We start from the raw sequence: 21,910 nt of genomic DNA, 5'->3' as shown, positions 1-21,910 counted from the left end.
GAAAAGATCACTGCAATTCACCCTCGTGACAAAGTTGGATGACAATATTTTGCTTATCAATTTCATGTAATTTATTCAGCGTTTCATAATACGCTTGCTTATCATCCATGATGATATTAGCAATCGCCATTGGCCCACGTAATTGTTTATAGTTGGTTGGTGACCACGCGGCATCCCCCGCAAGGAGCACCCAACCTGTATTCGTTAAAACGCATAAACCAATGTGACCTGCTGCATGACCAGGAAGCGGTACAATTAATAAGGTCTTTTGCTTATTTACGGCGTAACCTTCGCCTAATATTTGCAATTCATGAGGCAAAGAAACACGCTCAAACCCTTCATAAAACACAGTGCGTTGTTCAAAATCATCGGGTAATAACCCGCTGACAAAGGCATTTTTTAAGGCGGCAAAACCAGTTAAGTGACGTGTTTTTGCCCACCCATCACCAGAGCAAATAATGGGGATCTCAGGGAAGTCACGTAGCCCTGCGATATGGTCACCATGAAAGTGAGACAAAATAACGGCATTAATATCTGCGGGTTTTATTCCATCATCAGCCAGTTGATTAACTAATGCCTGTTTACTGTCGAAGTAAACTGGGGTAATGGCTCGATATAACCGCATAATTCCGTGGCGGGTATGATCATAAAAATGCGTCGCATAACCAGTATCAAATAACCAACGTTGGTTTTCATCGTTAATTAACCATGCTCTGGCAGGAAATTTACAGGATTTAAAGCTCGCACCTTTAAGGGCGACGCAACCTGGGTGTGTGCAATACCCCACTTCATACTGGTGGATGGTTAACATAAATTCTCCTGCTGTTTTAACCATTTCGCCGTTAATTTGACCCCTTGTTGCATCGTATATAAAGGGTAATAACCGAGTTCTTGTTGTGCTTTTTGGTTATCAAGTGTCATGGTGAAATAGGCGGCTCCAAGGCTATAACGCGTCAGTAAGGGTTCTTTTCCTGTTATATAGCCAATCGCTTCTAAAAGAGTTGCCAGACCATACAGTAACGGGTAAGGCGCAGAACGAATTTCACACTTTAAATTCAATTCACTAAACAATTGTTGAAGCGTTTGCTTTAGCGCTTGAGGCTGTTGATTAGTGATATTGTAGGCAGCTCCACTTTTAAGTCCATTTTTAACAGTCGCTAATTGCATACTGTGAACCACATTTCCCACATAAGTGAGGTCGAAATGGTTATTTCCCCCATTAGGTAATATCAATTTACCTTGGCGTGATTTTATTTGTGCTAATAACCTCGGTAAAAGTACACGGTCATGAGGTCCAAATAACCCCCTTGGACGTAAAATAGTGTAGCGTGTTGTTGGAAACTGGCTCACACACTGTTCGATAACGGTTTCTGCTAAATATTTTGTTCTTGCATATTGATTGGCAAAATGGGTATTAACCGTCGATTCACTAATATCTTGCTGGTGTGTGAAATTGAAATAAATTGCAGGGGTAGAAATATGAATAAAGCGCGAAACGTTAGCTTCAGCAGCGGCAGTTGCTAAGGTTTGAGTCGCATGTATATTTGTTTTTTCAAAGTCTTGGCGCTTTCCCCAAGGCGAAGAAAGTGCGGCACAGTGCCATATTGCATCACAGCCGGCCATTAGTTTTTTGGCATCTTGCTGGGTTAAATCGGCCAATTCTACTGAAATAAATTTAGCACCCATTTGGCTCAGTTGTTGACCTGCTTGTTGATTACGACCACAAGCAATGACTTCAATACCCCTTTGCAGTAAATATTCGCTAGCATTGCGTCCTAGCCCACTGGTTGCGCCGGTGACTAATATTTTCACGGGATAAGTACCATTGCACATAGTGCTAATCCTGCTGCTGTTCCGATTAACATTGCACTTTGCTTTTCATAAAACCGACCGCTAATAATCGCCTCATGTAATGCTGAGGGGATAGATGCTGCGACTTGGTTACCACGATATCGATAGATATCAATCAATTGGTCTGTTGTTACCCCGACACGTTGGCGCATATGCTCTAACGATAAATGACTAGCTTGGTGTGGAATAACTGTCTCTATTTGCTTGAGTTGTAAGCCTGATTCATGAAAAACCTGTTGCATAAAGTCTTCAATTAAAGAGGAGGCTAAGCGGAATAGTTTTTTACCTTGCATATGGAAAAGGAAATCATCCTCAGTCATACCTGAACGCGGATTACGCCTTGTACCGCCAGCTCGGATTTCACAAAAATCAATGCCAGCAGTATAAGTTGTATGGGTATAAGAAATAATACCGCTAGTTCCATCGCCTTTTTCAACGATCACACAAGCTGCACCATCCCCAAAAATCAATGATGATTCCTTGTCCTGCCAATCAATTCCCCGTGAAGCAATATCTGCAGAGACGATAGCAATTCGCTGATAAGCACTGGTTGCGAGTAAGCCCGCGGCAACTTGTAATGCGGTAATAAAACTAATACAACTGGCATTGACATCAAAGCATGCAATGCCTTCCCTTAAGTTTGATTGCTCCAGGATATGCGCTGCGGAGCAGGGTAACGCTTGAACAGGGATAGCAGAGGCATTTATTAGCATATCAATACTTTGAGGATTGATATGACTAGCGTCCAGTGTGTTTTGGATCGCCTGAGCTGCCAGCTCGGCTTGCGAATCAGTATTACTGGCATGATAGCGGTATTCAATGCCTGAATGTTTTTCAACAAACCCTATCGATTTATTGAGTTTTTCATCAAGCATTGAAGAAAAAATTTTATTCTTAGGCAGTGCTACACCAGAAGCTATGATTTTAAGTGGGGTGATTAAGCTATTACCAGACATATAAAGTAGTGCCTATCTAACAAAGATGGGGGTAATAAATATCAGAGTTCTACCATTTAATATATAGGAATTATGGAGTTATTGTTATCGGTAAACTCTTTATGAACCTCGTCAATTAGCGCGTAAATAACTGTTTGCCATGCTTTAGGTAATGACGATTGCCAAACAACGTCAATTTGCCATTGGGCTTGCTTGTGATGTTGAATAGGAATAAAGCAGATATCTTCCCGGCTAATATGCCTCGCACTGTATGGAACAAGGCTTACGCCTACTTTAGCGGCAACCAATGCAATAAGAGTCTGAATATCATTAGCTTCCTGCAATGGGGTAATTTTAACCCCCTCAGATTGCAGGTAGCGCTGAATTTGCTGATATAGACCTAAACCGCGTTGAGCTCGCAATGTGAGTAATGGATATTGCGCTAAGTAGTCATTTATTGTGCTTTTCTTCTGATGACCTTGGGCTATAGCAAGAGCGAGTACTTCCTGTTTTAATTTCTGGCTTGTAAGTGTTTTTGTAGCGGCTGTATCAAGGTGGCGAGTAAAGGCAATATGCAGTTGATGTTCTTGAAGCTGTTTTTCCATTTCATGGGAGGGCATATCATCTAGTTGAATCGCAATATTAGGTAATTTTTCACGAAGCCGTGCAACAAAAAAAGAAGCTTCCTGAAAAGTTGAAATCCCAAAGCCGACATTTAAGGACAATGGTGGTTTTTCTCCAAGAGCGATAGCTTGGTTAAGCAACTCCATTATTTGGCTAATAGCTTGTTTTGCATAAGGTAATAATGCTTGGCCCGATTCGGTGAGTACAGCACCGTGGCGACCACGCTGAAATAATATTATACCTAATTGGTTTTCTAATAATTTTATTTGCTTTGTTAAAGCCGGTTGGCTAATACAGAGGCGTGACGCGGCTTCACGATAGTTTGCCGTATCAGCGAGGGTAATAAATGCACGAAGAAGCCGAGTATCCATTATGGTTTGCTGCACACCTCTTAGTTGAAATGTATTAACTCTATAATATCCACCTTATTAATAAGATACTATAGAGTTTCCGGTCTTATGGTTTAGTGCTTTTACTTGGGTTAGGCACTGAAGGTGGTGTCTGGCAAGCAAAACGAACACGACGAATATCCGTTTCATTGCCTATTGTTTCATTGATCATTCGGTAAAGTTCTGGCCGTCTTCCCGTTAGCCAACGTCGACCACTTGATGTTGGCAGTAAGTTGAGGTCAAGATCCGCAATGACCATATCATCGTCAATGGCTAAGCTTTCGTTGATAATCCGCCCATAAGGGTCAATTATCATCGCATTTCCAGTACGAATTTCATCATCATCTAAACCTACGCCATTACTGAATAGGTAAAACACACCGTTATCATGGGCTCTAGCTGGTAGCCAGCGCATCAGCCATCCACGCCCATGTTCCCCTTGAAATGCATCAAATAATGCTTGTGGGTTATTTTGCCTATTTTCCCAAAGGTTCAGGTCGAGTGGTTTCATTCCATATGGGCTACTTGAATGAGTTCCTCCTGTTTGATGGGGAGCAAGAATAATATCAGCACCTAGCAGTGCGTTGATCCGCGGGTTTTCTATCAAATTATTATCCCAGCAAATTAAGATCCCCGCTTTAACCCCCCATGGGGTATCGAATACCGTATAGCTATCTCCACTATGGATAACGGGGTGTTCAAAGGCATGTAATTTTCGATGAGCATGGTATTGCCCATCCGGCATGCAGGCAACCCAAGTATTGTAGCATTGCCCATCTAAGCCTCTTTCAATTAACCCGACACCGATGAGCATATCTAATTCTTTAGCCCGCTGGCGGATTAGGGACAATGATGGGCTATCGTGTAGTGTTTCACTGAGCGCATAAACGGCAGGATCAGCTAGTTTAGGAACATGCCAGTAACCAGTTATGCACATTTCAGGCAAAACAAGTATTTTTACTTTTTGTTTTGCGGCTTGGGTAATGAAATGGTGAATACGCTCTAGGTTATAAGCTTTGTCGCCAGGTTTATGTTGGAATTGCACTGTTGCAACGCGAAGTAATGATTGTGTTTGCATAGAATCTCCTTGGTTAAGGAGATCAAAGCAGGTTATTCGCACAAAAAATAATGAGTTATTTTCTTGTTCAATTACTATTTGTTATCGGAAGGGTGTCCTTAGTTGTTATCAAATATATATATCGATAAATAAATATTTTTAAATATATTATTTCGTACAGTATTCAAAAAAAGACTTTTCTTGGTGTTGATATCTTTATAGCGTTATTGATCTTAGTTTAACCCATTGACTAATATATTTTCTGCCAAGCTATGAATTTTATAAATAAACGATGAAAGTGATAGCTATTCTAAGTATTGACTCACTGAATTTCCCCTAAAATGCATTGAGGAGCAGCCATATTCTGTGTTTTATGAATGGTTTTTACTGTTTAAGAGATATCTTACAAGAATAAACATCGATTTTATGCACTTTTTACCAGCTAAGGTGATAATTATTATGTTTTATTTTTGTTAAATTGTTTTTTTATAGCTCTTCTGGCAATAATATTTCTTATTTTGTTACATTTGGAAATAAATATAACCGATTGTTATTTAAAGGTTATTTTTTCAATATTAATTTATTAAATCTAAAAAATGGGGTATTTAACTATTTGATAATAGTATTACTCGCTAAATGAGAATTACACGGTTTTTATGAGTCAAAAATAGATGTTTTAACCTATTCTCTGATTTTTTATCTTTCGCACTCTTAATGGGAGTATGGAAAATTGACTATCAATTCCATTATAAAAAATGATAAAAATAAAAATACCACTGACAATGGTTTTTTTAAAATAAACTAAAACAATGTAAAAATTAAATTAATTTATAATTTTTTATATAAAAATACTTATTAATCAATGGCTATATTATTAAATACCTAAAAATCATCTGAAACTATCAAGTAAGGTTACTTGAGTCTCATTTTTATATATTACCATCATGGGTTGTAATATAGTCTAATTTTACTTAAATCAACGTGTTAGGATTATAAATATCATATGAATAATAAAGTGAAGTTGTATTATTTAGGTGATTTTCTTCTTAGTGATAAAGCTAAATTTAAATGAACAAATATTGATAGGTTTCACTGACTTGAATTGATTAAATTGATCGTTAGAAACAGTTTTACTTTTATATATTGAAATTTATAATTAACTCAAATTACGAGTTTTAATTAATTTGTTCTATTTTAATTTGCATTTGTAAGTACAAATTTTATTATACTAAAGGTTTTTGATCTGTTATATAGTTTAGCCGTTTAATATTTTAGGTTATCTTGGGCTATCGTTGATGACAAACGTTAATAGAATAGTAGGAAAAGAGATTAGAAAAAGAAGAAAGCACTTGGGGCTTTCTGGTTTTGAATTGGCAAATCTTGTTGGTGTTAGCCAGCAACAAATTTCACGCTATGAAAGGGGGGAATGTAACATTAATATCGAAAATTTACATGTTCTCGCTAATGCGCTGGAAACGGAGATGATTTGTTTTTTCATTGATGATGTATTTATAAATAAAGAAAATAATCATATATAAATATTAAAATTAGTCTAATTATAAATGCTAAAATAACCATCCATTAGTATGGATGTATTAAGATAAATTCACATTTCATAAAAATAATTATTTTTAATAACGGTGTATTACTATATTTATTGTATATAGTAAATGCCTGCTTTTTTATTACACTCTTAGCAAAAAAATATCAACTTAATAATTATCTTGATTATTAGGTGATTGGTACATCTGTCGTCTTTTTATAGGAAAATATAAATGAAATTAACCAAAATTGCATTAGCTACAATTATCGCATCTTCATTTGGCATTGCAAATGCAGCACCAGTAGACCAAGGTAGCGGTATTATTAACTTTACGGGTAAAGTTATCAATGCACCTTGCTCACTTCCTGGTGATGGCACAATCAATGTAGACCTCGGCCAAGTTGCAAATAAAGTATTAGAAACCGGTAATAAATTTAGCCAAAGCGTTCAGTACAATATTGCTTTAGAAAACTGTGACTTAGGTGAAGTTAAAGATTCTAACGACCAAGTTGTTTTCCCTGCGGTTAGCAAAGTTAAAGTCACTTTCACAGGTACTCCAGACACTACGGCTAAAGAATTATTAGCAAATACAGGTACTTCTAAAGGTGTTGGTGTTCGTTTAATCAACGCTGATGGTGCGACAATGAAAGTAGGTGATACAAGTGTTGAGATGCCATTAGCTGATGGTCCAAACAAACTGGCATTCAGTGCTCGTGTTGAAGCAAATGGTGACAAAGTTGAAACAGGTAGTATCATTTCTCAAGCAACTTACGCTTTAAACTACCTGTAATTTATATTTTTAATAACAGGCATGTATTTGCCTGTTATTTTTCCTTTGTTATTTGCTTTTTATTTTTTTGGCAGGGAACTCCATGTCTTTATTGCCTCATTTTAAAATGAATAAAATATTATTTTCTATTGTATTGGCATTTTCTATTTCAGAAATATCCAATGCTGTGGAATTTAATATGAATATTATTGATGCAAAGGACAGAGATAATATTGACTTGAGTCAGTTCTCAAACCCTGATTTTATTCCAGCCGGTGAATATCTGACTGATATTACGTTGAATGGCCGAAAGTTATCTGGTCAACACTTAATTAAGTTTATTGAAACGAGTAAAGATAATTCAACACTCTGCATTACACCAGAAATGGTAGATATTTTTGCACTAAAAAAGAAGGTTAAGGAAGAACTTCTGCAAAATAATAATGGCCAGTGTGTTGAACTATCTAAAAATTTAGATATTACATATCGCTTCGACAAGGCGAATCAAAATATCTTATTTTCTATTCCTCAAGCTTGGTTAGAGTATGACGACCCTTATTGGGTTCCACCATCTCAATGGGAGAATGGCATTACAGGGGCTTTTCTTGACTATAACCTATTTGCGAACTATTCCTCTCCTAAAAATAATAGTGAAACATTTAGTGCCAGTAGTAATGGTACCACTGGTATCAATTTAGGTGCTTGGCGTTTTCGTGCAGACTATCAATATCAATATAATCGTTCTCAAGGGAAAACAAACGAACGTTTCGATTGGACCCAACTTTATGCTTTTCGTGCATTACCAGAAATGGGTGCGAAAGTATTGTTAGGGGAGTCTTATTTAAAAACAAACCTATTTGATAGTTTCCGTTTTATTGGTGCTTCTGTTTTCAGTGATAATCGCATGTTACCGCCTTCTTTGCGTGGGTATGCGCCACAGGTAACAGGGATTGCAAAAACAAATGCAATGGTGATTGTTTCACAAAATGGGCGAGTGATTAAGCAAGCAAGGGTAGCTCCAGGGCCATTTAATATCCAAGATATTACAGAAGCTGTACAAGGCACCTTAGATGTGACTATCGAGGAAGAGGATGGGTCAAAAACGACGTATCAAGTGACTGCGGCATCATTGCCGTTTTTAACTCGCCAAGGGCAATTTCTGTATAAATTTACGGTGGGTCAGTCCGATTCATTTGGCCGCTCGCAGAAAGTCGACCCGCGGTTTATTGCGGGTGAGATATCCTATGGGTTATTTGGAAATACCTCTCTTTTTGGGGGCTTAATAGCGACTATTGATAATACTAATTACCAAGCTGTAAACCTTGGTATTGGGCAAAATATGAATATGTTTGGTGCGATCTCACTGGATATTACTCGCACACACACAAACTTAGATAATTTTGGTTCTTATTCAGGTAATAGCTACCGTTTAAATTATTCTAAGCGCTTTGAGTCTACGAATTCCCAAGTGACATTCGCTGGCTATAAGTTCTCTGAAAAAGAATTTTTAACTATGCCGCAATATATTGATGCAGCTAATGGAGCGCTGGACTTTAGACGCGATAAAAACGTGTATACGGCATCTTTTAATCAATATATCAGCCCATTAGATTTAACTATTTATTTTAATGCATCACATCATCAATTTTGGAATAGTGAATCTACAACTAACTTTGGGATGAGTTTCAGTAAATTGTTTAGTGTTGGGCAGATTAAAAATATTTCTGGGACATTGTCACTTAATAAAATTAAATATGAAACGACAGATGATAACCAAATTTATTTATCATTTTCTATCCCATTAGAAGGCGGTAGCTCCATCAGTTATGACGCGCAATATGCTGATAATGACCACAGTTTTGGGCAGTCTGTTGCGTACTATAGCGAGAATGTGAATAACAACTATTGGAGTATGCGTGTTGGCGGTTCTCAACATGAACTTGGACGCGCAGAGCCAAATATTAGCGGTAGCTATCAGCATTCATCTCCTTACGGCGTATTAAACGTCAACGCGACGGAAAATATTAATTCTTATCGTGCATTTGGTGGTAGTTGGTATGGTTCGATGACAGCCACGAAATACGGTGCAGCAATGCACCGCAATGGAACCAATAATGAGCCACGAGTCATGATTGATAGTGACAATGTTGCTGGTATTTCTATTAATAATGGCGAGTCAGTGACAAACCGTTTCGGGATTGGAGTGGCGACAAGTTTGAACAGTTTCTCCAATTCAGATGTATATATTGATATGAATACATTACCAGATGATGTTGATGTTAATGACAATATCATTGGTAAAACATTAACCGAAGGTTCGATTGGTTATCAAAAAATAAAAGCAAATCAAGGGAAACGTATTTTAGCGGTTATTCGCTTGAGTAATGGTAATTATCCACCATTAGGGACGAGTGTTATTGAAGTGAATACCGGTAGGGAAGTAGGCATCATCGCAGATAGTGGGGTGACTTATTTGACCGGTGTTAACCCAGAAGAAAACTACTTTGTTAAATGGGCCAGTGGCGCGAATCAGTGTCGTTTAAATTTACCTAATATTGCCGAAAAAAACCAGGGGAAAGTCCTGATCCCTTGCCAATAAAGGAATGATGTATGAGTAAAAAGTATGTAGTAGCTTTAGGGCTTTCACTCGTTTTTGTCGGTATGCAATTTGCGTCCGCAGCAATCAATATTGACCGTACCCGAATTATTTTTCCGGGCAAAGATAAGTCGATTAGTTTGGTTATTAATAATCAAAGTAAAACAATGCCATATTTAGCTCAGTCTTGGATGGAAGATGAAAAAGGGAATAAGGTTTCAGAGCCTTTTACGGTACTCCCTCCTATGCAACGGGTTGAACCAAATGCGAAAAACCAAATTAAAATCATCAAAACAGAAGGTGTTGATTTACTTCCCCAAGATAGAGAGTCGCTATTTTATTTAAATGTACGTGAAATTCCGCCTGTCGCTGATAAAGAAAATGTCGTGCAAATTGCGATTCAAAGCCGTTTGAAAATGTTTTATCGTCCACCTCAGATTGAAAATAATAGCGATAAGGTTTGGGCAAAAGAATTGAAATATACTCATAAAGGTAATCAATTACTCATTGAAAACCCAACAAAATATTATGTGACATTAGGTTATTTAAGTAACAACAATAGAAATAATTTCCCCGGTTTTGAAAGTGTTATGGTGGCACCTCTTTCGAAAGAACGTGTTGTCGTACCGAGCGAAGGGTTTACTCAATTGTACACCGGGTACATGGATGATTACGGCGGTATGAAGATGTTGACTTACCGATGTGTTGCTTCGACATGCCAATTGTCAAAAGAGAGCCAATAGGATTTTAGAAATGAGAAATTGTTACTTTTCAATATGTTTTTTCATGTTGTCTTTGGTTGGAAATCATTCTTACGCAGACAGTAGCATGATGAGAGGAGACCTTAATTTTACAGGGAATGTTATTTCATTACCTTGCAAAATCTCATTTTCCTCTATTGATCAAAATATTGAACTTGGCCCAATTTCTCTGAACTATTTTAATGAGATCGGGGATCGAAGCCCTAAGCATGAGATCAAATTAAAATTTGATGATTGTATTTTTCCCAAACGCGACCGTGATGATAGAGACCCTGTTGTTCAGCTTATGTTTATTTCAGAGCCAACTAGCAGTACAGACCGTAATTTATTTGGTGGCAAAACTATTCTAAATGGTTATGGGATTCGATTAATGGATAAAGATGGCAATATTGTCCCCAATGGTAAATACCGCAGTTATCCAATTTATTTTGATGATAACCAGCAAATTACGATTTATTCCATGCTAGAGAGTTATCTACCAAGAAATGAATTAACAGTGGGTAATATTAAAACGCAAATTACCTTAAATATTACTTACATATAAGGTGTATAAATCATGATACACAAGTTTATTCAAAAATATGGTTTTTATATTTTATTTCTATTTGTTTTTATTAGCCCAAAAACCTTCGCATTAGATTGTGTGGAAAAGGGGACAGGAGATGTCGAAAAACCGGCAGTCCCTGTAGGTCAATTGGCTATTCCTGCTGATACAATTGCAGGCTCTATTATTTGGCAGTCCGACCCTTTAACTGTGACCGTTTATTGTGACAATGTACTTGGTAATGCTGTTGACGTTGTACATATGTATTTTAATCCGAAATCTCAAAAACTTGGGACGGGGTTATTACTAGGCGCGAATTACCAAGGCCAACAATTAGAACAAAATGAGCAGCGTGTCAACTTAGGGACTCGTCCTATTCGCCGTGGAGAGAGTGTCACGGTAACAGTGACTTTTACACTATATATCAAAGTGACGGGTATTATTCCTCCTTCAGGTAACTACACAGGGGATAACCAATTTACGGTTTTCCAGTTTGATGGAAGTGGTGGGATAAATCATACCAATGGTGCAAAAAACTTGAAGTATTCTATTATTGGGTTACGTGGTATTCGCTTCCTCAAGTGTGGGGCTGATATAAAAGTGTACCCTGAATCACAGCAGATTGATTTTGGCCAGATGATGATCACTGAGCTGAACCAAGGTAAAGAGTTTAAAAAAAGTTTTCAAGTTCAAGCTGTGAAAAGAGGCTGCCTCGATAATTTTTCCATGAATATTAATTTTGAAACCACCGATCCGTTAAATGGTGAATATGCGATTGATTTAAAAAACGGAACCAATCTAACGATTATGGATGATAAAAGTAACCGTATAAAATTTAACTACTTTCAATTTTTTGGGAGCTTGCCTCAAGGAAGTACATCTGTAACTCGTGACTACAGTGCGTCGATTAAAAAAGTTAGCTCAGTGAAAACAGGGGCATTTAACGCCTCAACTATTGTTCGTATTAACTACTATTAATTTGCATATATGTGAAAAGAGCAGGCTTTGAACCTGCTCTTTTTCTATGGTGCACAAAGAGACAAACTAACGAAAGTGAATGTAATTCATTACTTAGTATAGAGAGTCTTATTTAACACATTTACGGCAGCTTTTATCTTGAACTTGCTCAAAGAAATTATTTCCTTTGTCATCCACAAGAATAAAGGCTGGCAACCCTTCAACTTCCATTTTCCAAATCGCTTCCATTCCTAATTCTGGATACTCAAGGCAATTTAAACTTTTCACATATTCTTGAGCGAGGATCGCAGCTGAGCCCCCGATACTGCCTAAATAGAAACCGCCATGTTTTTTACACGCATCAGTCACTAATTGAGTCCGATTACCTTTTGCAAGCATCAACATGCTACCACCATGGGACTGAAACAAATCTACATAAGGGTCCATGCGGTTGCCTGTTGTTGGGCCTAAAGAACCGGAGACCATGTCTTCTGGTTTTTTCGCTGGCCCTGCGTAGTACACCATATGGTCTTTAAAGTATTGCGGTAACTCTTCGCCGTTATCTAAACGTTCTTTAAGCTTGGTATGAGCAATATCACGAGCAATAATGAGTGGACCACTGAGGGAAACTCGAGTCGATACAGGGTGTTTACTTAGCTCGGCCAAAATATCTTTCATTGGACGGTTAAGGTCGATATGAACCACTTTCCCTTCTGTTTGGTTACGCATCGATTCAGGGATATATTGGGCTGGATTATGTTCCATTTTTTCAAGCCACAAACCGTCTTTAGTGATCTTAGCCTTGATATTACGGTCAGCAGAGCATGAAATGGCTAACCCGATTGGGCAAGAGGCTCCGTGGCGTGGTAAGCGAATAACACGGACATCATGAGCAAAATATTTACCGCCAAATTGTGCACCAAAGCCAAGGTGACGTGAGGCTTCTAATAACTCATTTTCTAACTCAATATCACGGAAAGCACGGCCGTACTCATTACCTGTTGTCGGTAAGTTATCGTAGTATTTAGCAGAAGCCAATTTGGCTGTTTTCAGCGTAGTTTCAGCAGAAGTACCGCCAATAACGAATGCGATATGATATGGAGGGCAAGCGGTTGTCCCCAAATTACGCATTTTATCAATTAAGAAGTCTTTTAATTTAGCAGGAGTTAGCGTTGCTTTGGTTTCTTGATAAAGGGCTGACTTATTAGCAGAGCCGCCGCCTTTGTTGACGAACAGGAAATGGTATTCATCACCTGTAGTCGCAAAAATATCAAATTGTGCAGGTAGGTTCGTGCCTGTGTTGACTTCATTGAACATATCAAGTGGGGCATTTTGAGAAAAACGTAGGTTTTCATGTTGGAATACGTTATAAATCCCTCGAGAGAGGTATTCTTCGTCATCGCAGCCCGTCCAAACTTGCTGGCCTTTTTTACCAACAACAGCAACTGTTCCGGTATCTTGGCAGTTTGGTAAAATGCCTTTTGCAGAGATATCAGCGTTACGCAGCAATTGTAGTGCTACGTATTTATCATTTTCACTGGCTTCTGGGTCATGCAATATAGCTGCAACTTGCTTTTGATGAGCAGCCCTTAGAAAAAATTGTGATTCATAAATTGCGCGTTCAGCAAGAAGTGTTAGTGCTTCAGGCTCTATTTTTAAAATTTGTTTACCCGCGAATTGCTCGACAGAAACATATTTATCAGAAACTTGGGTATATTCAGTTTTATCCTCAGATAAAGGATATGGTTCTTGATAAAAAAACTCTTTATTAGCCATTTTGATCACTCACATATTAATTTCAGTGGAATATCCAAAAAATCACCCGTAGGCTTATGTTTATTCTTAATTAATTCAATTTGAAAGACACAAAGTAAAATTTATAGGTGTAATAATAAAACTAAGCTTACAAAACAAGTTACTAAAGGTTACAATTTAAGCTGATATTATATCAATTTGGCCCTTATATTCAAAGGGATGCATGAGATTATATGACGCGGATTAAATTTATAGGGATAAAAGTCATTGATTAATAAAAATTAGATTCAAATCACATAATATTATTAATAACTAAGGTTTTAACCATTTGTTATAGATGTTATCGATTATTGACTATTTAAGTGCTTAATCATGATAAATAGCTATGGCTACATTTTTTCAATTAAAACGATTCAGTTAATTCAATGCTTATTTTCATTTTATTTTTTGCAGGAATATGTGATTTAAAATCATACGGTATTTATAATCCAAGGGTTTTAAATAAATGAAAATGATTATTTACATAATTAAGTTCTATTTCCTATTAGATATTTTAAGCATATGAAAAGCATTGAATTTAACTTAAGTTTAGTGTGTGAATATACTAAGAAAATCTATAGATATCGATAAATTGATAGCATATACCTCTATGTTGCTTATTTTTATCAGAAATCTGATTTATTTATTGATAATTCATAATGAAAGGCAAACGAAATGGCGAAAATGGCTTTCAATTTACAAAAACTGTGTTTATCATGCAGGGCTTATGAACTATAAAATGGCGCTACTGGTTTTGGGCTTTGCTGGGGAAGGATGAAGAGTATATCTCCGACAAGCTTATACAGTCTTTAACGGTGGCGGTTCTATCTGCATTATTCCTAGGGATAGAGTGTATAATAAATGACTGAGACAACCTCTCTGACACCACTCGTCGAATTAAAATCTTTGAATAAAGGTTTTGATGGCAAACAAATTATTTCTGAACTTGACTTAACTATTCAAAATGGTGAGTTTTTAACCATTCTTGGGCCTTCAGGTTGTGGCAAAACGACGGTTTTACGTCTTATTGCTGGGCTAGAAGACGTCGATGATGGGAAAATTATTCTTGATGGTCAAGATATTACGGATATTCCCGCAGAGCAGCGCTTTGTGAATACCGTATTCCAAAGCTATGCTTTATTTCCTCATATGACCGTGTTTGAAAACGTAGCCTTTGGTTTACGCATGCAGAAAACACCTGCGGCTGAAATTCAAAAGCGCGTTGACCAAGCCTTGCGTATGGTTCAATTGGAAGATTTTGCTGAGCGTAGACCCAACCAACTGTCTGGTGGTCAACAACAGCGCGTGGCAATTGCTCGTGCCGTTGTTAATCGGCCGAAAGTCTTGCTGCTGGATGAATCATTGTCCGCGCTAGATTATAAACTACGCAAACAAATGCAAAATGAGCTAAAAGCCCTTCAGCGGAAATTGGGGATCACGTTTATTTTTGTTACCCATGATCAAGAAGAAGCTTTAGCGATGTCTGATCGGATCATTGTTATGCGTGAAGGGAAGATTGAGCAAGATGGTACGCCTCGTGAAATTTATGAGGAGCCCAAAAACTTATTTGTTGCTCAATTTATTGGCGAAATTAACATTTTCGATGCAAAAGTCTTGTATCGCCTTGATGACAAACGCATTCGTGCCAACGTCGAAGGCCATGAATGTGATATTTTCACCGAACTTTCTGTCGAGGAAGGGCAGCATGTTAATGTGTTATTACGCCCAGAAGACCTACGAGTTGAAGAAGTGAATGATGCCGATAATTACCCAGGGCTGATTGGCTACGTGCGTGAGCGTAACTACAAAGGCATGACGTTAGACTCAGTGGTTGAGATGGAAGATGGCAAAATTATCATGGTAAGCGAATTCTTCAATGAAGATGACCCTGATGTTGACCACTCCCTTAACCAAAAAGTTGCTGTGACTTGGGTCGAAAGCTGGGAGGTAGTTCTGGATGATCATTCGTAAACATAAAATTTTGCAGAATGTCATCATCACCGGTGTCGTTGCTTGGTTAGTCCTATTTGTCTTTTTGCCAAATGTCATGATTATTGGCACCAGTTTTTTGACACGTAGTGATACTAATTTAGTTGACCTCGTTTTCACATGGGATAACTACATTCGCTTATCTGACCCAATGTATGCAGAAGTGATGCTTCATTCGCTTAATATGGCGCTGATTGCGACCTTCTTCTGCTTAGTCATTGGGTACCCGTTTGCTTTTATATTGGCTAAGTTACCAAAGCGTATCCAACCCCTGATGCTATTTTTGTTGATTGTACCTTTTTGGACTAACTCACTAATCCGTATCTATGGTTTGAAAGTTTTTCTTAGTACCAAAGGGTACTTGAATGACTTTTTACTTTGGGTTGGCATTGTTGATAAACCTTTGAGAATTATGTACACGCCAGAAGCGGTAATATTGGGGCTTATCTATATATTACTGCCGTTTATGGTAATGCCGCTTTATTCAAGTATCGAAAAACTGGATAAATCATATTTAGAAGCGGCAAGGGATCTTGGTGCGAATAAATTCCAGCGGTTTGTAAAAATTATCATTCCATTAACGATGCCTGGGATTATTGCGGGCTGTCTATTAGTTCTGCTGCCTGCAATGGGGTTATTTTATGTTGCAGATTTAATGGGCGGAGCAAAAAACCTGTTAATTGGTAATGTGATTAAGAGCCAGTTCTTGAATATTCGTGATTGGCCATTCGGGGCAGCAACCAGCATTTTCCTAACTGTGATGATGGGGTTATTGCTGTATGTGTATTATCGAGCGGCTAAGCTTCTGAATAAAAAGGCATATGAAGAATGATCGGACGTACTTTGCGTGGTGGCTTTATGGCCATCATTTACGCTTATCTTTATATTCCAATTATTATTTTGATTATTAACTCTTTCAATGAATCTCGTTTTGGTATTCAGTGGCAAGGGTTTTCAACAAAATGGTATGAATTACTCAGTAATAATGACAGCTTATTGGAAGCAGCAGGGCATTCGTTGACAATGGCTATCTTGTCAGCAACTTTTGCCACAGTTATTGGCACATTAACGGCGGTTGCTTTGTTTCGCTACCGTTTTAGAGGAAAGCCTTTTGTGGGGGGAATGCTGTTTGTGGTGATGATGTCCCCCGATATCGTGATGGCCATTTCCTTATTAGTGCTATTTATGATACTAGGTGTTTCACTGGGCTTTTGGTCATTGCTGTTTTCTCACATTACTTTCTGCCTGCCGTTTGTGGTTGTTACCGTATACGCAAGGCTCAAAGACTTTGATGTGAAGATGCTCGAAGCGGCACGTGACCTCGGTGCGGGTGAATTTACTATCTTACGTAAAATCATACTGCCTTTAGCATTACCTGCCGTTGTTGCTGGGTGGTTACTGAGTTTCACATTATCGATGGATGATGTGGTGGTTTCGTCATTTGTTACGGGGCCGAGTTATGAAATTTTGCCATTAAAAATTTATTCGATGGTGAAAGTGGGTGTTTCTCCTGAAGTGAATGCATTGGCAACCGTGTTGCTGATAATGTCCCTATTGCTTGTCTGTTTAAGTCAGTGGGTGATGCGGGATAAATACTCAAAAAAAGCCAAGTAATAAGTTAAACGATGGTGCTGTGTTTTGTTGTATTGCAGCATTTTTTTTAATGCCATTAGGCGAGAGGGTGGGCTCCAATTGAGTCCATAAGATACATACCCTAAATAATTCAAGTTATTGCTTGAGATATGCGGGGGTAAAAACACGTTGTTGAGGGAAGCTCAGTCATGAAAAAATGGTCCTATCTACTGGCGGCAGGCTTAATGGCTGCAAGTATTGGCACGGCAACCGCCGCTGACGATAATAAAGACGTACTGTATTTCTATAACTGGACAGAATATGTTCCCCCCGGTTTATTAGAGCAATTTACCAAAGAAACGGGTATCAAGGTAATTTACTCCACCTATGAATCAAACGAAAGTATGTATACCAAATTAAAGACCTATAAAGAAGGTGCTTATGATTTGGTTGTACCATCTACTTACTTTATCGCCAAAATGAGCAAAGAAGGGATGCTGCAAAAGATCGATCAAAGTAAATTAAGTAATTTCAAAAACCTTGATCCAAATTTAATTCATAAAGAATTCGATCCAAATAACGATTATTCCGTGCCTTATATTTGGGGCGCTACGGGGATCGGGATTAACGGTGAAGCGGTTGATCCAGGCTCGGTGACTTCGTGGGCTGATTTTTGGAAACCTGAGTATAAAAATAGCCTACTAATGATGGATGATGCGCGCGAAGTATTCCAAGTCGCGTTGACTAAACTGGGCTATTCAGGGAACACGACCGACCCGAAACAAATTGAAGAAGCTTATAAAGAGCTACAAAAACTTCGTCCGAATATTTTAGCCTTTAACTCTGACAACCCAGCGACACCATTTATCGAAGGTGAAGTGGATGTGGGTATGTTATGGAATGGCTCTGCATTTGTGGCAAGGCAAGCAGGTCTACCTATTGAGGTCGTATGGCCAAAAGAGGGTGGGATTTTCTGGATGGATAGCTTAGCCATCCCAGCCAATGCAAAAAACGTTGAAGGTGCCCATAAGCTAATTAATTTCTTACTGCGCCCTGAAATTGCGGCACAAGTTGCTGAATCTATTGGTTACCCAACACCAAATTTAGAAGCTAAGAAAATGTTACCTGCGGAAATTGCTAACGACCCATCCCTTTACCCAAGTGAAGAGGTGCTGAAAAAAGGCGAGTGGCAAAGCGATGTCGGGAATACCAATATTCTGTATGAAGAGTATTTCCAAAAGCTAAAAGCAGGCCGTTAATAATCTGATTATTAGGTTTATTTTATGTAAAGGGCACTGGTTGAGTGCCCTTTTTTATGGGCGGCATATTGCCAACCCACTTATTTACTCACAATATTATGTGCCACAAACTTTGCAAAGGTATCGGCCCAAGGTTGTAAGAAATCTTTGCTTTTTGGTGAGATATTTCCCTGCTCATCCACCATGCCGTCATACCATTTCAGGTAACATTCGGGTTGGTTCATGGTAGGCATATTTAAGAATGCAAGGCTATTGCGTAGGTGCTGTTGGGCTATCGCGGTACTGATATTACCAATAGAAACACCTAAAATGCCTGCTGGAATGCCATCCCATGAATTATCACCCCAAGGGCGGGAACCTTGGTCAATGGCATTTTTCAACACGCCGGGGATTGAGCGGTTATATTCTGGGGTAGCAAAAATAATTCCGTCACAAGCTTTAATCTGCGATTTAAAATTTGCGACCACAGTTGGCACACTTTGGTCTGCATCTTGGTTGTAGAGAGGTAAGTCACCGATGTTGATAAACTTAAAGGTAAAGTTTGCTGGGAACAACTTGGTAATGGCCTTAGCCACGGTTAAGTTGTAAGAATCTGCACGTAAGCTACCAACAATAACACCAATACTATATTGATTTGACATGATAAAACCTCTTCTATCGACAGTTGATCATTAATACTTCATATGATTTGTATTTTGTCAGAACGTTGTTTCTTTTATTAAACATCATAATATGAACAGGTGCAAAATCTAAGTTAAATTAAAACGACAGAATAAGTGAAACAAATATCAAAAAAATTGAATTTTTTAAATTAATTATAGTGATATGAATTATTACGATGGGATATTGTGAGTCCTCTTCCAGTATTTCTATTTACCCACTGACAAATCATAGTTACTTGATTTTAGTCAAAATGAAACATACCGACTGGTCGGTATCATTCGTTTCATGAATAAAACGGCACAGCATAGAAAAAAAGATCCCGCCAAACTCCAAGTTGAGTTACTCAAAGCGGCTCGCATTATTGCTGGTAGAGAAGGGATTTCTTCGTTATCTCTTAATGCTGTGGCAAGAGAAGCGGGTGTCAGTAAAGGCGGGTTGATGCACCACTTCCCAAGCAAACAGGAACTCATCCATGCGTTGTTTCTCCAATTATTGGGAATTATGGATGAGCGAATTCATTTGATTATGGAGAATGATCCGAATCCGTATGGGCGTTTCTCTCGTGCATATTTGCACTATATTGGTGAACTTAAAGAATCGGATGAAAGTTTTCAACTTGCTTTGCTGTCTTTAGCTATGCCAACAGAGCCGGTATTACGTCAATGTTGGCGAGATTGGGTGTTAGGCCATTTAGCAAATGGGGATGAATTTGATAATAGTTATTTAGGGGCATTAGTCAGGTATGCCGCTGATGGGTTATGGCTTTCGTCATTGACTGAAGGGGAAACATTATTACAACAAGAACGCGCTGCTATTGTAAGTCGGTTGACACAAATATCATTTGAAAAACTACCTGAGGAGTAACGGTAATACCAGCAGTGTAATTTTATTAATATAATAAGCACATGAGGCGATAGTGAAATATAAAATCAATGCCTTCATTATATATGATGCAGTTGATGGCACTTTATCTTTGAAAGAAGGTGAGGTGGACACGCAATTGTCTATCACTGCTAATGCATTATTATTTTATTTTATACAACATAATGGTGTTTTATCCCGAGACGATATATTGAAATCTGTATGGGATGATAATGGCTTAGTGTCATCGAACAGTAATTTAAATCAATACTTAAGTATTTTAAGAAAAGCATTCCGTCAATATGGTATTGAAAATATTATCGTTACTGTTGGTAGAGGCTTATTAGAATTCAATTCTGAAGTCTCCTTAGAATTAATTGATGATATTAAAATCAACCCTCTTGAGTTAATTAGTAATCTTAATGAAATTGATGGCGCAGAGATCGTTTTATCTTCTGTTGCGAATTCAGCCCCACATCCCCTTGAAGAACCACAGATTATTACTTCACTAACCCCAGAAAAAAAAGAAATTTGTTGGTATTTAGCTAGTGCAGCCTTATTGCTTTGCTCAATTTTATTAGCCGTGATGGCTTATCTATCCAAGCAACCATCATCACCAATTAGTATGACGGTGTTGGAACACAATAATTGCGATGTCTTGTCAAATGAGAAAATGATTAATGGCACTGTTGCCCTCAACTATATACAAAATTTTGACAAGGTAAGAAATAACTTGAAACTAGACTGCATAGAAAAGGAGCGATTTGTTTTTTTCTATGGTGATAAGTTACAAACGAATGGATTAGGGCGAGTTTTTCTGGCCCATTGTGCTGTGAATGAAGATAACCCATTTAGTTATTGTGATAATTACTTCTACTATTCATGGAATCCATCATGAAGATTTCAGGCAAGGTATTATGCTTACTGAGTGGTTTACTATTTATCATAGTAGCGGTTTATACTCAGTCAGTGTTATTTTCAAATCAACAAGATGGTTTGATGGTCTGTTCGACTAAAGGCATTATGCGCTTTGAAAATATGATAGATGAAAATGTTAATGGCAACATTCATTTCAATTTTGGTTCTAATGGCAAGGGCTCGATTGTTGTGGAAGGTTATACAGACTCCAAAGCAGGGTGGCTATATTTACAACGTTACGTAAAATTTAGTTATACTACCCAACGAGTATCCCCAACAGAAAGGCATTATAATATCAGCCAATGGGAATCACGAGCATCTTCTATTGATGAATCCCCCGATGTTATTTTCGATTACTTTATGCGAGAGATGTCAGATAGCCATGACGGTTTATTTCTTAATGCCCAAAAGCTCAATGACAAAGCATTATTGTTAAGCTCAATAAATTCCCCGCTTTATATCTGCACACTTAAACCTGGCAGTAAATTTGATTAATGGTCTGAAAATAGCTTAAAGAAAAGGGCGCTATGGGCTCTTTTCTTTCGGTATTTTATGCGTATAGAGATGCTCCCCCGCGTTTTATCCAATAGCTCATTGGAGCTTTACTTAGTTTAAACTAATTATGCCTATGCAGGGTTCCTCATAGTGGTTTCGTGAATGAGATTAGCCAAGTTGGTATTGAAGTTGGCAGTTGCCCAATCGCTATCTCACAAATAAATACTTAGCTAAGCTTATAAGCAAGTGAGCCCTTCCACAGTTATCACTCCCTAAATTACCCCGCCTTATCAGCTCAATAATATCTTGTTAACAATTCCTTTGATTAATCGT

At 38.0% G+C, this 21,910-nt stretch carries 20 protein-coding genes; 13 read left to right on the top strand and 7 right to left on the bottom strand.

Features of this window, described 5'->3' with window-relative positions; genetic code table 11:
- Positions 1 to 7: 7 nt before the first annotated feature.
- The 5 genes from RB151_RS19430 to RB151_RS19410 form a co-directional block, all read right to left on the bottom strand.
- Positions 8 to 811, bottom strand: coding sequence for an MBL fold metallo-hydrolase (locus RB151_RS19430; protein ID WP_042845493.1), 804 nt, complete (start codon positions 809 to 811; stop codon positions 8 to 10).
- Positions 805 to 1,812, bottom strand: a complete 1,008-nt coding sequence (locus RB151_RS19425; protein WP_042845920.1) for an NAD-dependent epimerase/dehydratase family protein — start codon at positions 1,810 to 1,812, stop codon at positions 805 to 807. Before RB151_RS19425 ends, RB151_RS19430 begins: the two co-directional genes overlap by 7 nt.
- Entirely contained in the window at positions 1,809 to 2,807 is a 999-nt protein-coding gene (locus tag RB151_RS19420; RefSeq protein WP_042845492.1) for a 3-oxoacyl-[acyl-carrier-protein] synthase III C-terminal domain-containing protein, read from the bottom strand. The genes RB151_RS19425 and RB151_RS19420 overlap by 4 nt, the downstream gene beginning before the upstream one ends.
- 56 nt (positions 2,808 to 2,863) lie before the next feature.
- Positions 2,864 to 3,781 (bottom strand): LysR family transcriptional regulator, encoded by a 918-nt coding sequence (locus RB151_RS19415; protein ID WP_071548635.1) that lies wholly within the window; start codon positions 3,779 to 3,781, stop codon positions 2,864 to 2,866.
- 85 nt (positions 3,782 to 3,866) lie between these two features.
- Positions 3,867 to 4,877 carry a nitrilase family protein gene (locus tag RB151_RS19410; RefSeq protein WP_048606007.1) on the bottom strand — a complete coding sequence of 337 codons (1,011 nt, stop codon included), beginning with the start codon at positions 4,875 to 4,877 and terminating at the stop codon, positions 3,867 to 3,869.
- A gap of 1,274 nt (positions 4,878 to 6,151) precedes the next feature.
- Here RB151_RS19410 and RB151_RS19405 point away from each other — a divergent pair.
- The 6 genes from RB151_RS19405 (at position 6,152) to RB151_RS19380 (ending at position 12,047) form a co-directional block, all read left to right on the top strand.
- Entirely contained in the window at positions 6,152 to 6,394 is a 243-nt protein-coding gene (locus RB151_RS19405; protein WP_042845488.1) for a helix-turn-helix domain-containing protein, read from the top strand.
- Positions 6,395 to 6,631: 237 nt separating this feature from the next.
- Positions 6,632 to 7,189, top strand: a complete 558-nt coding sequence (locus RB151_RS19400; RefSeq protein WP_042845487.1) for a fimbrial protein — start codon at positions 6,632 to 6,634, stop codon at positions 7,187 to 7,189.
- An 82-nt stretch (positions 7,190 to 7,271) separates the two neighbouring features.
- Positions 7,272 to 9,767: a fimbria/pilus outer membrane usher protein gene (locus RB151_RS19395; RefSeq protein WP_071548634.1), complete on the top strand. Its 2,496-nt coding sequence runs from the start codon at positions 7,272 to 7,274 to the stop codon at positions 9,765 to 9,767.
- A gap of 11 nt (positions 9,768 to 9,778) precedes the next feature.
- Positions 9,779 to 10,507, top strand: coding sequence for a fimbrial biogenesis chaperone (locus tag RB151_RS19390; protein WP_042845483.1), 729 nt, complete (start codon positions 9,779 to 9,781; stop codon positions 10,505 to 10,507).
- Between the two features lie 85 nt (positions 10,508 to 10,592).
- The gene (locus RB151_RS19385) at positions 10,593 to 11,069 is read left to right on the top strand and encodes a fimbrial protein (RefSeq protein WP_225833076.1); all 477 of its coding nucleotides are present in this window, start codon (positions 10,593 to 10,595) and stop codon (positions 11,067 to 11,069) included.
- Positions 11,070 to 11,081: 12 nt separating this feature from the next.
- Positions 11,082 to 12,047: a fimbrial protein gene (locus tag RB151_RS19380; RefSeq protein ID WP_071548632.1), complete on the top strand. Its 966-nt coding sequence runs from the start codon at positions 11,082 to 11,084 to the stop codon at positions 12,045 to 12,047.
- Positions 12,048 to 12,155: 108 nt separating this feature from the next.
- Here RB151_RS19380 and RB151_RS19375 read toward each other — a convergent pair whose 3' ends face one another.
- On the bottom strand, positions 12,156 to 13,802 hold the full coding sequence (locus RB151_RS19375; RefSeq protein ID WP_042845480.1) for a fumarate hydratase: 1,647 nt from the start codon (positions 13,800 to 13,802) through the stop codon (positions 12,156 to 12,158).
- 879 nt (positions 13,803 to 14,681) lie between these two features.
- On the opposite strand from RB151_RS19375, the gene potA reads away from it, so the two are divergent.
- The 4 genes from potA to potD all read left to right on the top strand — a co-directional run bounded on the left by potA (position 14,682) and on the right by potD (position 18,640).
- A complete protein-coding gene (gene potA, locus RB151_RS19370) occupies positions 14,682 to 15,791 on the top strand; it encodes a spermidine/putrescine ABC transporter ATP-binding protein PotA (protein WP_042845479.1) in 1,110 nt (369 codons plus the stop codon).
- A complete protein-coding gene (gene potB, locus RB151_RS19365) occupies positions 15,778 to 16,641 on the top strand; it encodes a spermidine/putrescine ABC transporter permease PotB (protein WP_042845478.1) in 864 nt (287 codons plus the stop codon). The genes potA and potB overlap by 14 nt, the downstream gene beginning before the upstream one ends.
- Complete coding sequence (gene potC / locus RB151_RS19360; RefSeq protein ID WP_042845477.1) at positions 16,638 to 17,423, top strand: spermidine/putrescine ABC transporter permease PotC; 786 nt, start codon at positions 16,638 to 16,640, stop codon at positions 17,421 to 17,423. Before potB ends, potC begins: the two co-directional genes overlap by 4 nt.
- A 167-nt stretch (positions 17,424 to 17,590) precedes the next feature.
- Complete coding sequence (gene potD / locus RB151_RS19355) at positions 17,591 to 18,640, top strand: spermidine/putrescine ABC transporter substrate-binding protein PotD (RefSeq protein WP_042845476.1); 1,050 nt, start codon at positions 17,591 to 17,593, stop codon at positions 18,638 to 18,640.
- Between the two features lie 80 nt (positions 18,641 to 18,720).
- On the opposite strand, the gene RB151_RS19350 is transcribed toward potD, so the two are convergent.
- A complete protein-coding gene (locus tag RB151_RS19350; RefSeq protein WP_042845475.1) occupies positions 18,721 to 19,281 on the bottom strand; it encodes an NADPH-dependent FMN reductase in 561 nt (186 codons plus the stop codon).
- Positions 19,282 to 19,588: 307 nt separating this feature from the next.
- Here RB151_RS19350 and RB151_RS19345 point away from each other — a divergent pair, with 307 nt between their 5' ends.
- The 3 genes from RB151_RS19345 to RB151_RS19335 are packed head-to-tail and all read left to right on the top strand — an operon-like array spanning position 19,589 to position 21,577.
- Positions 19,589 to 20,167, top strand: coding sequence for a TetR/AcrR family transcriptional regulator (locus RB151_RS19345; RefSeq protein WP_042845473.1), 579 nt, complete (start codon positions 19,589 to 19,591; stop codon positions 20,165 to 20,167).
- 52 nt (positions 20,168 to 20,219) lie between these two features.
- The gene (locus RB151_RS19340) at positions 20,220 to 21,062 is read left to right on the top strand and encodes a transcriptional regulator (RefSeq protein ID WP_071548631.1); all 843 of its coding nucleotides are present in this window, start codon (positions 20,220 to 20,222) and stop codon (positions 21,060 to 21,062) included.
- The gene (locus tag RB151_RS19335; RefSeq protein ID WP_042845470.1) at positions 21,059 to 21,577 is read left to right on the top strand and encodes a FidL-like protein; all 519 of its coding nucleotides are present in this window, start codon (positions 21,059 to 21,061) and stop codon (positions 21,575 to 21,577) included. The genes RB151_RS19340 and RB151_RS19335 overlap by 4 nt, the downstream gene beginning before the upstream one ends.
- The last annotated feature ends 333 nt before the right edge of the window (positions 21,578 to 21,910 follow it).

Source organism: Providencia rettgeri (assembly GCF_001874625.1).
In the GTDB taxonomy this organism is placed as follows: Bacteria; Pseudomonadota; Gammaproteobacteria; order Enterobacterales; family Enterobacteriaceae; genus Providencia; species Providencia huashanensis.
Note: the sequence above shows the minus strand (reverse complement) of the source record. Positions and strands in the feature narration are given on the sequence as shown.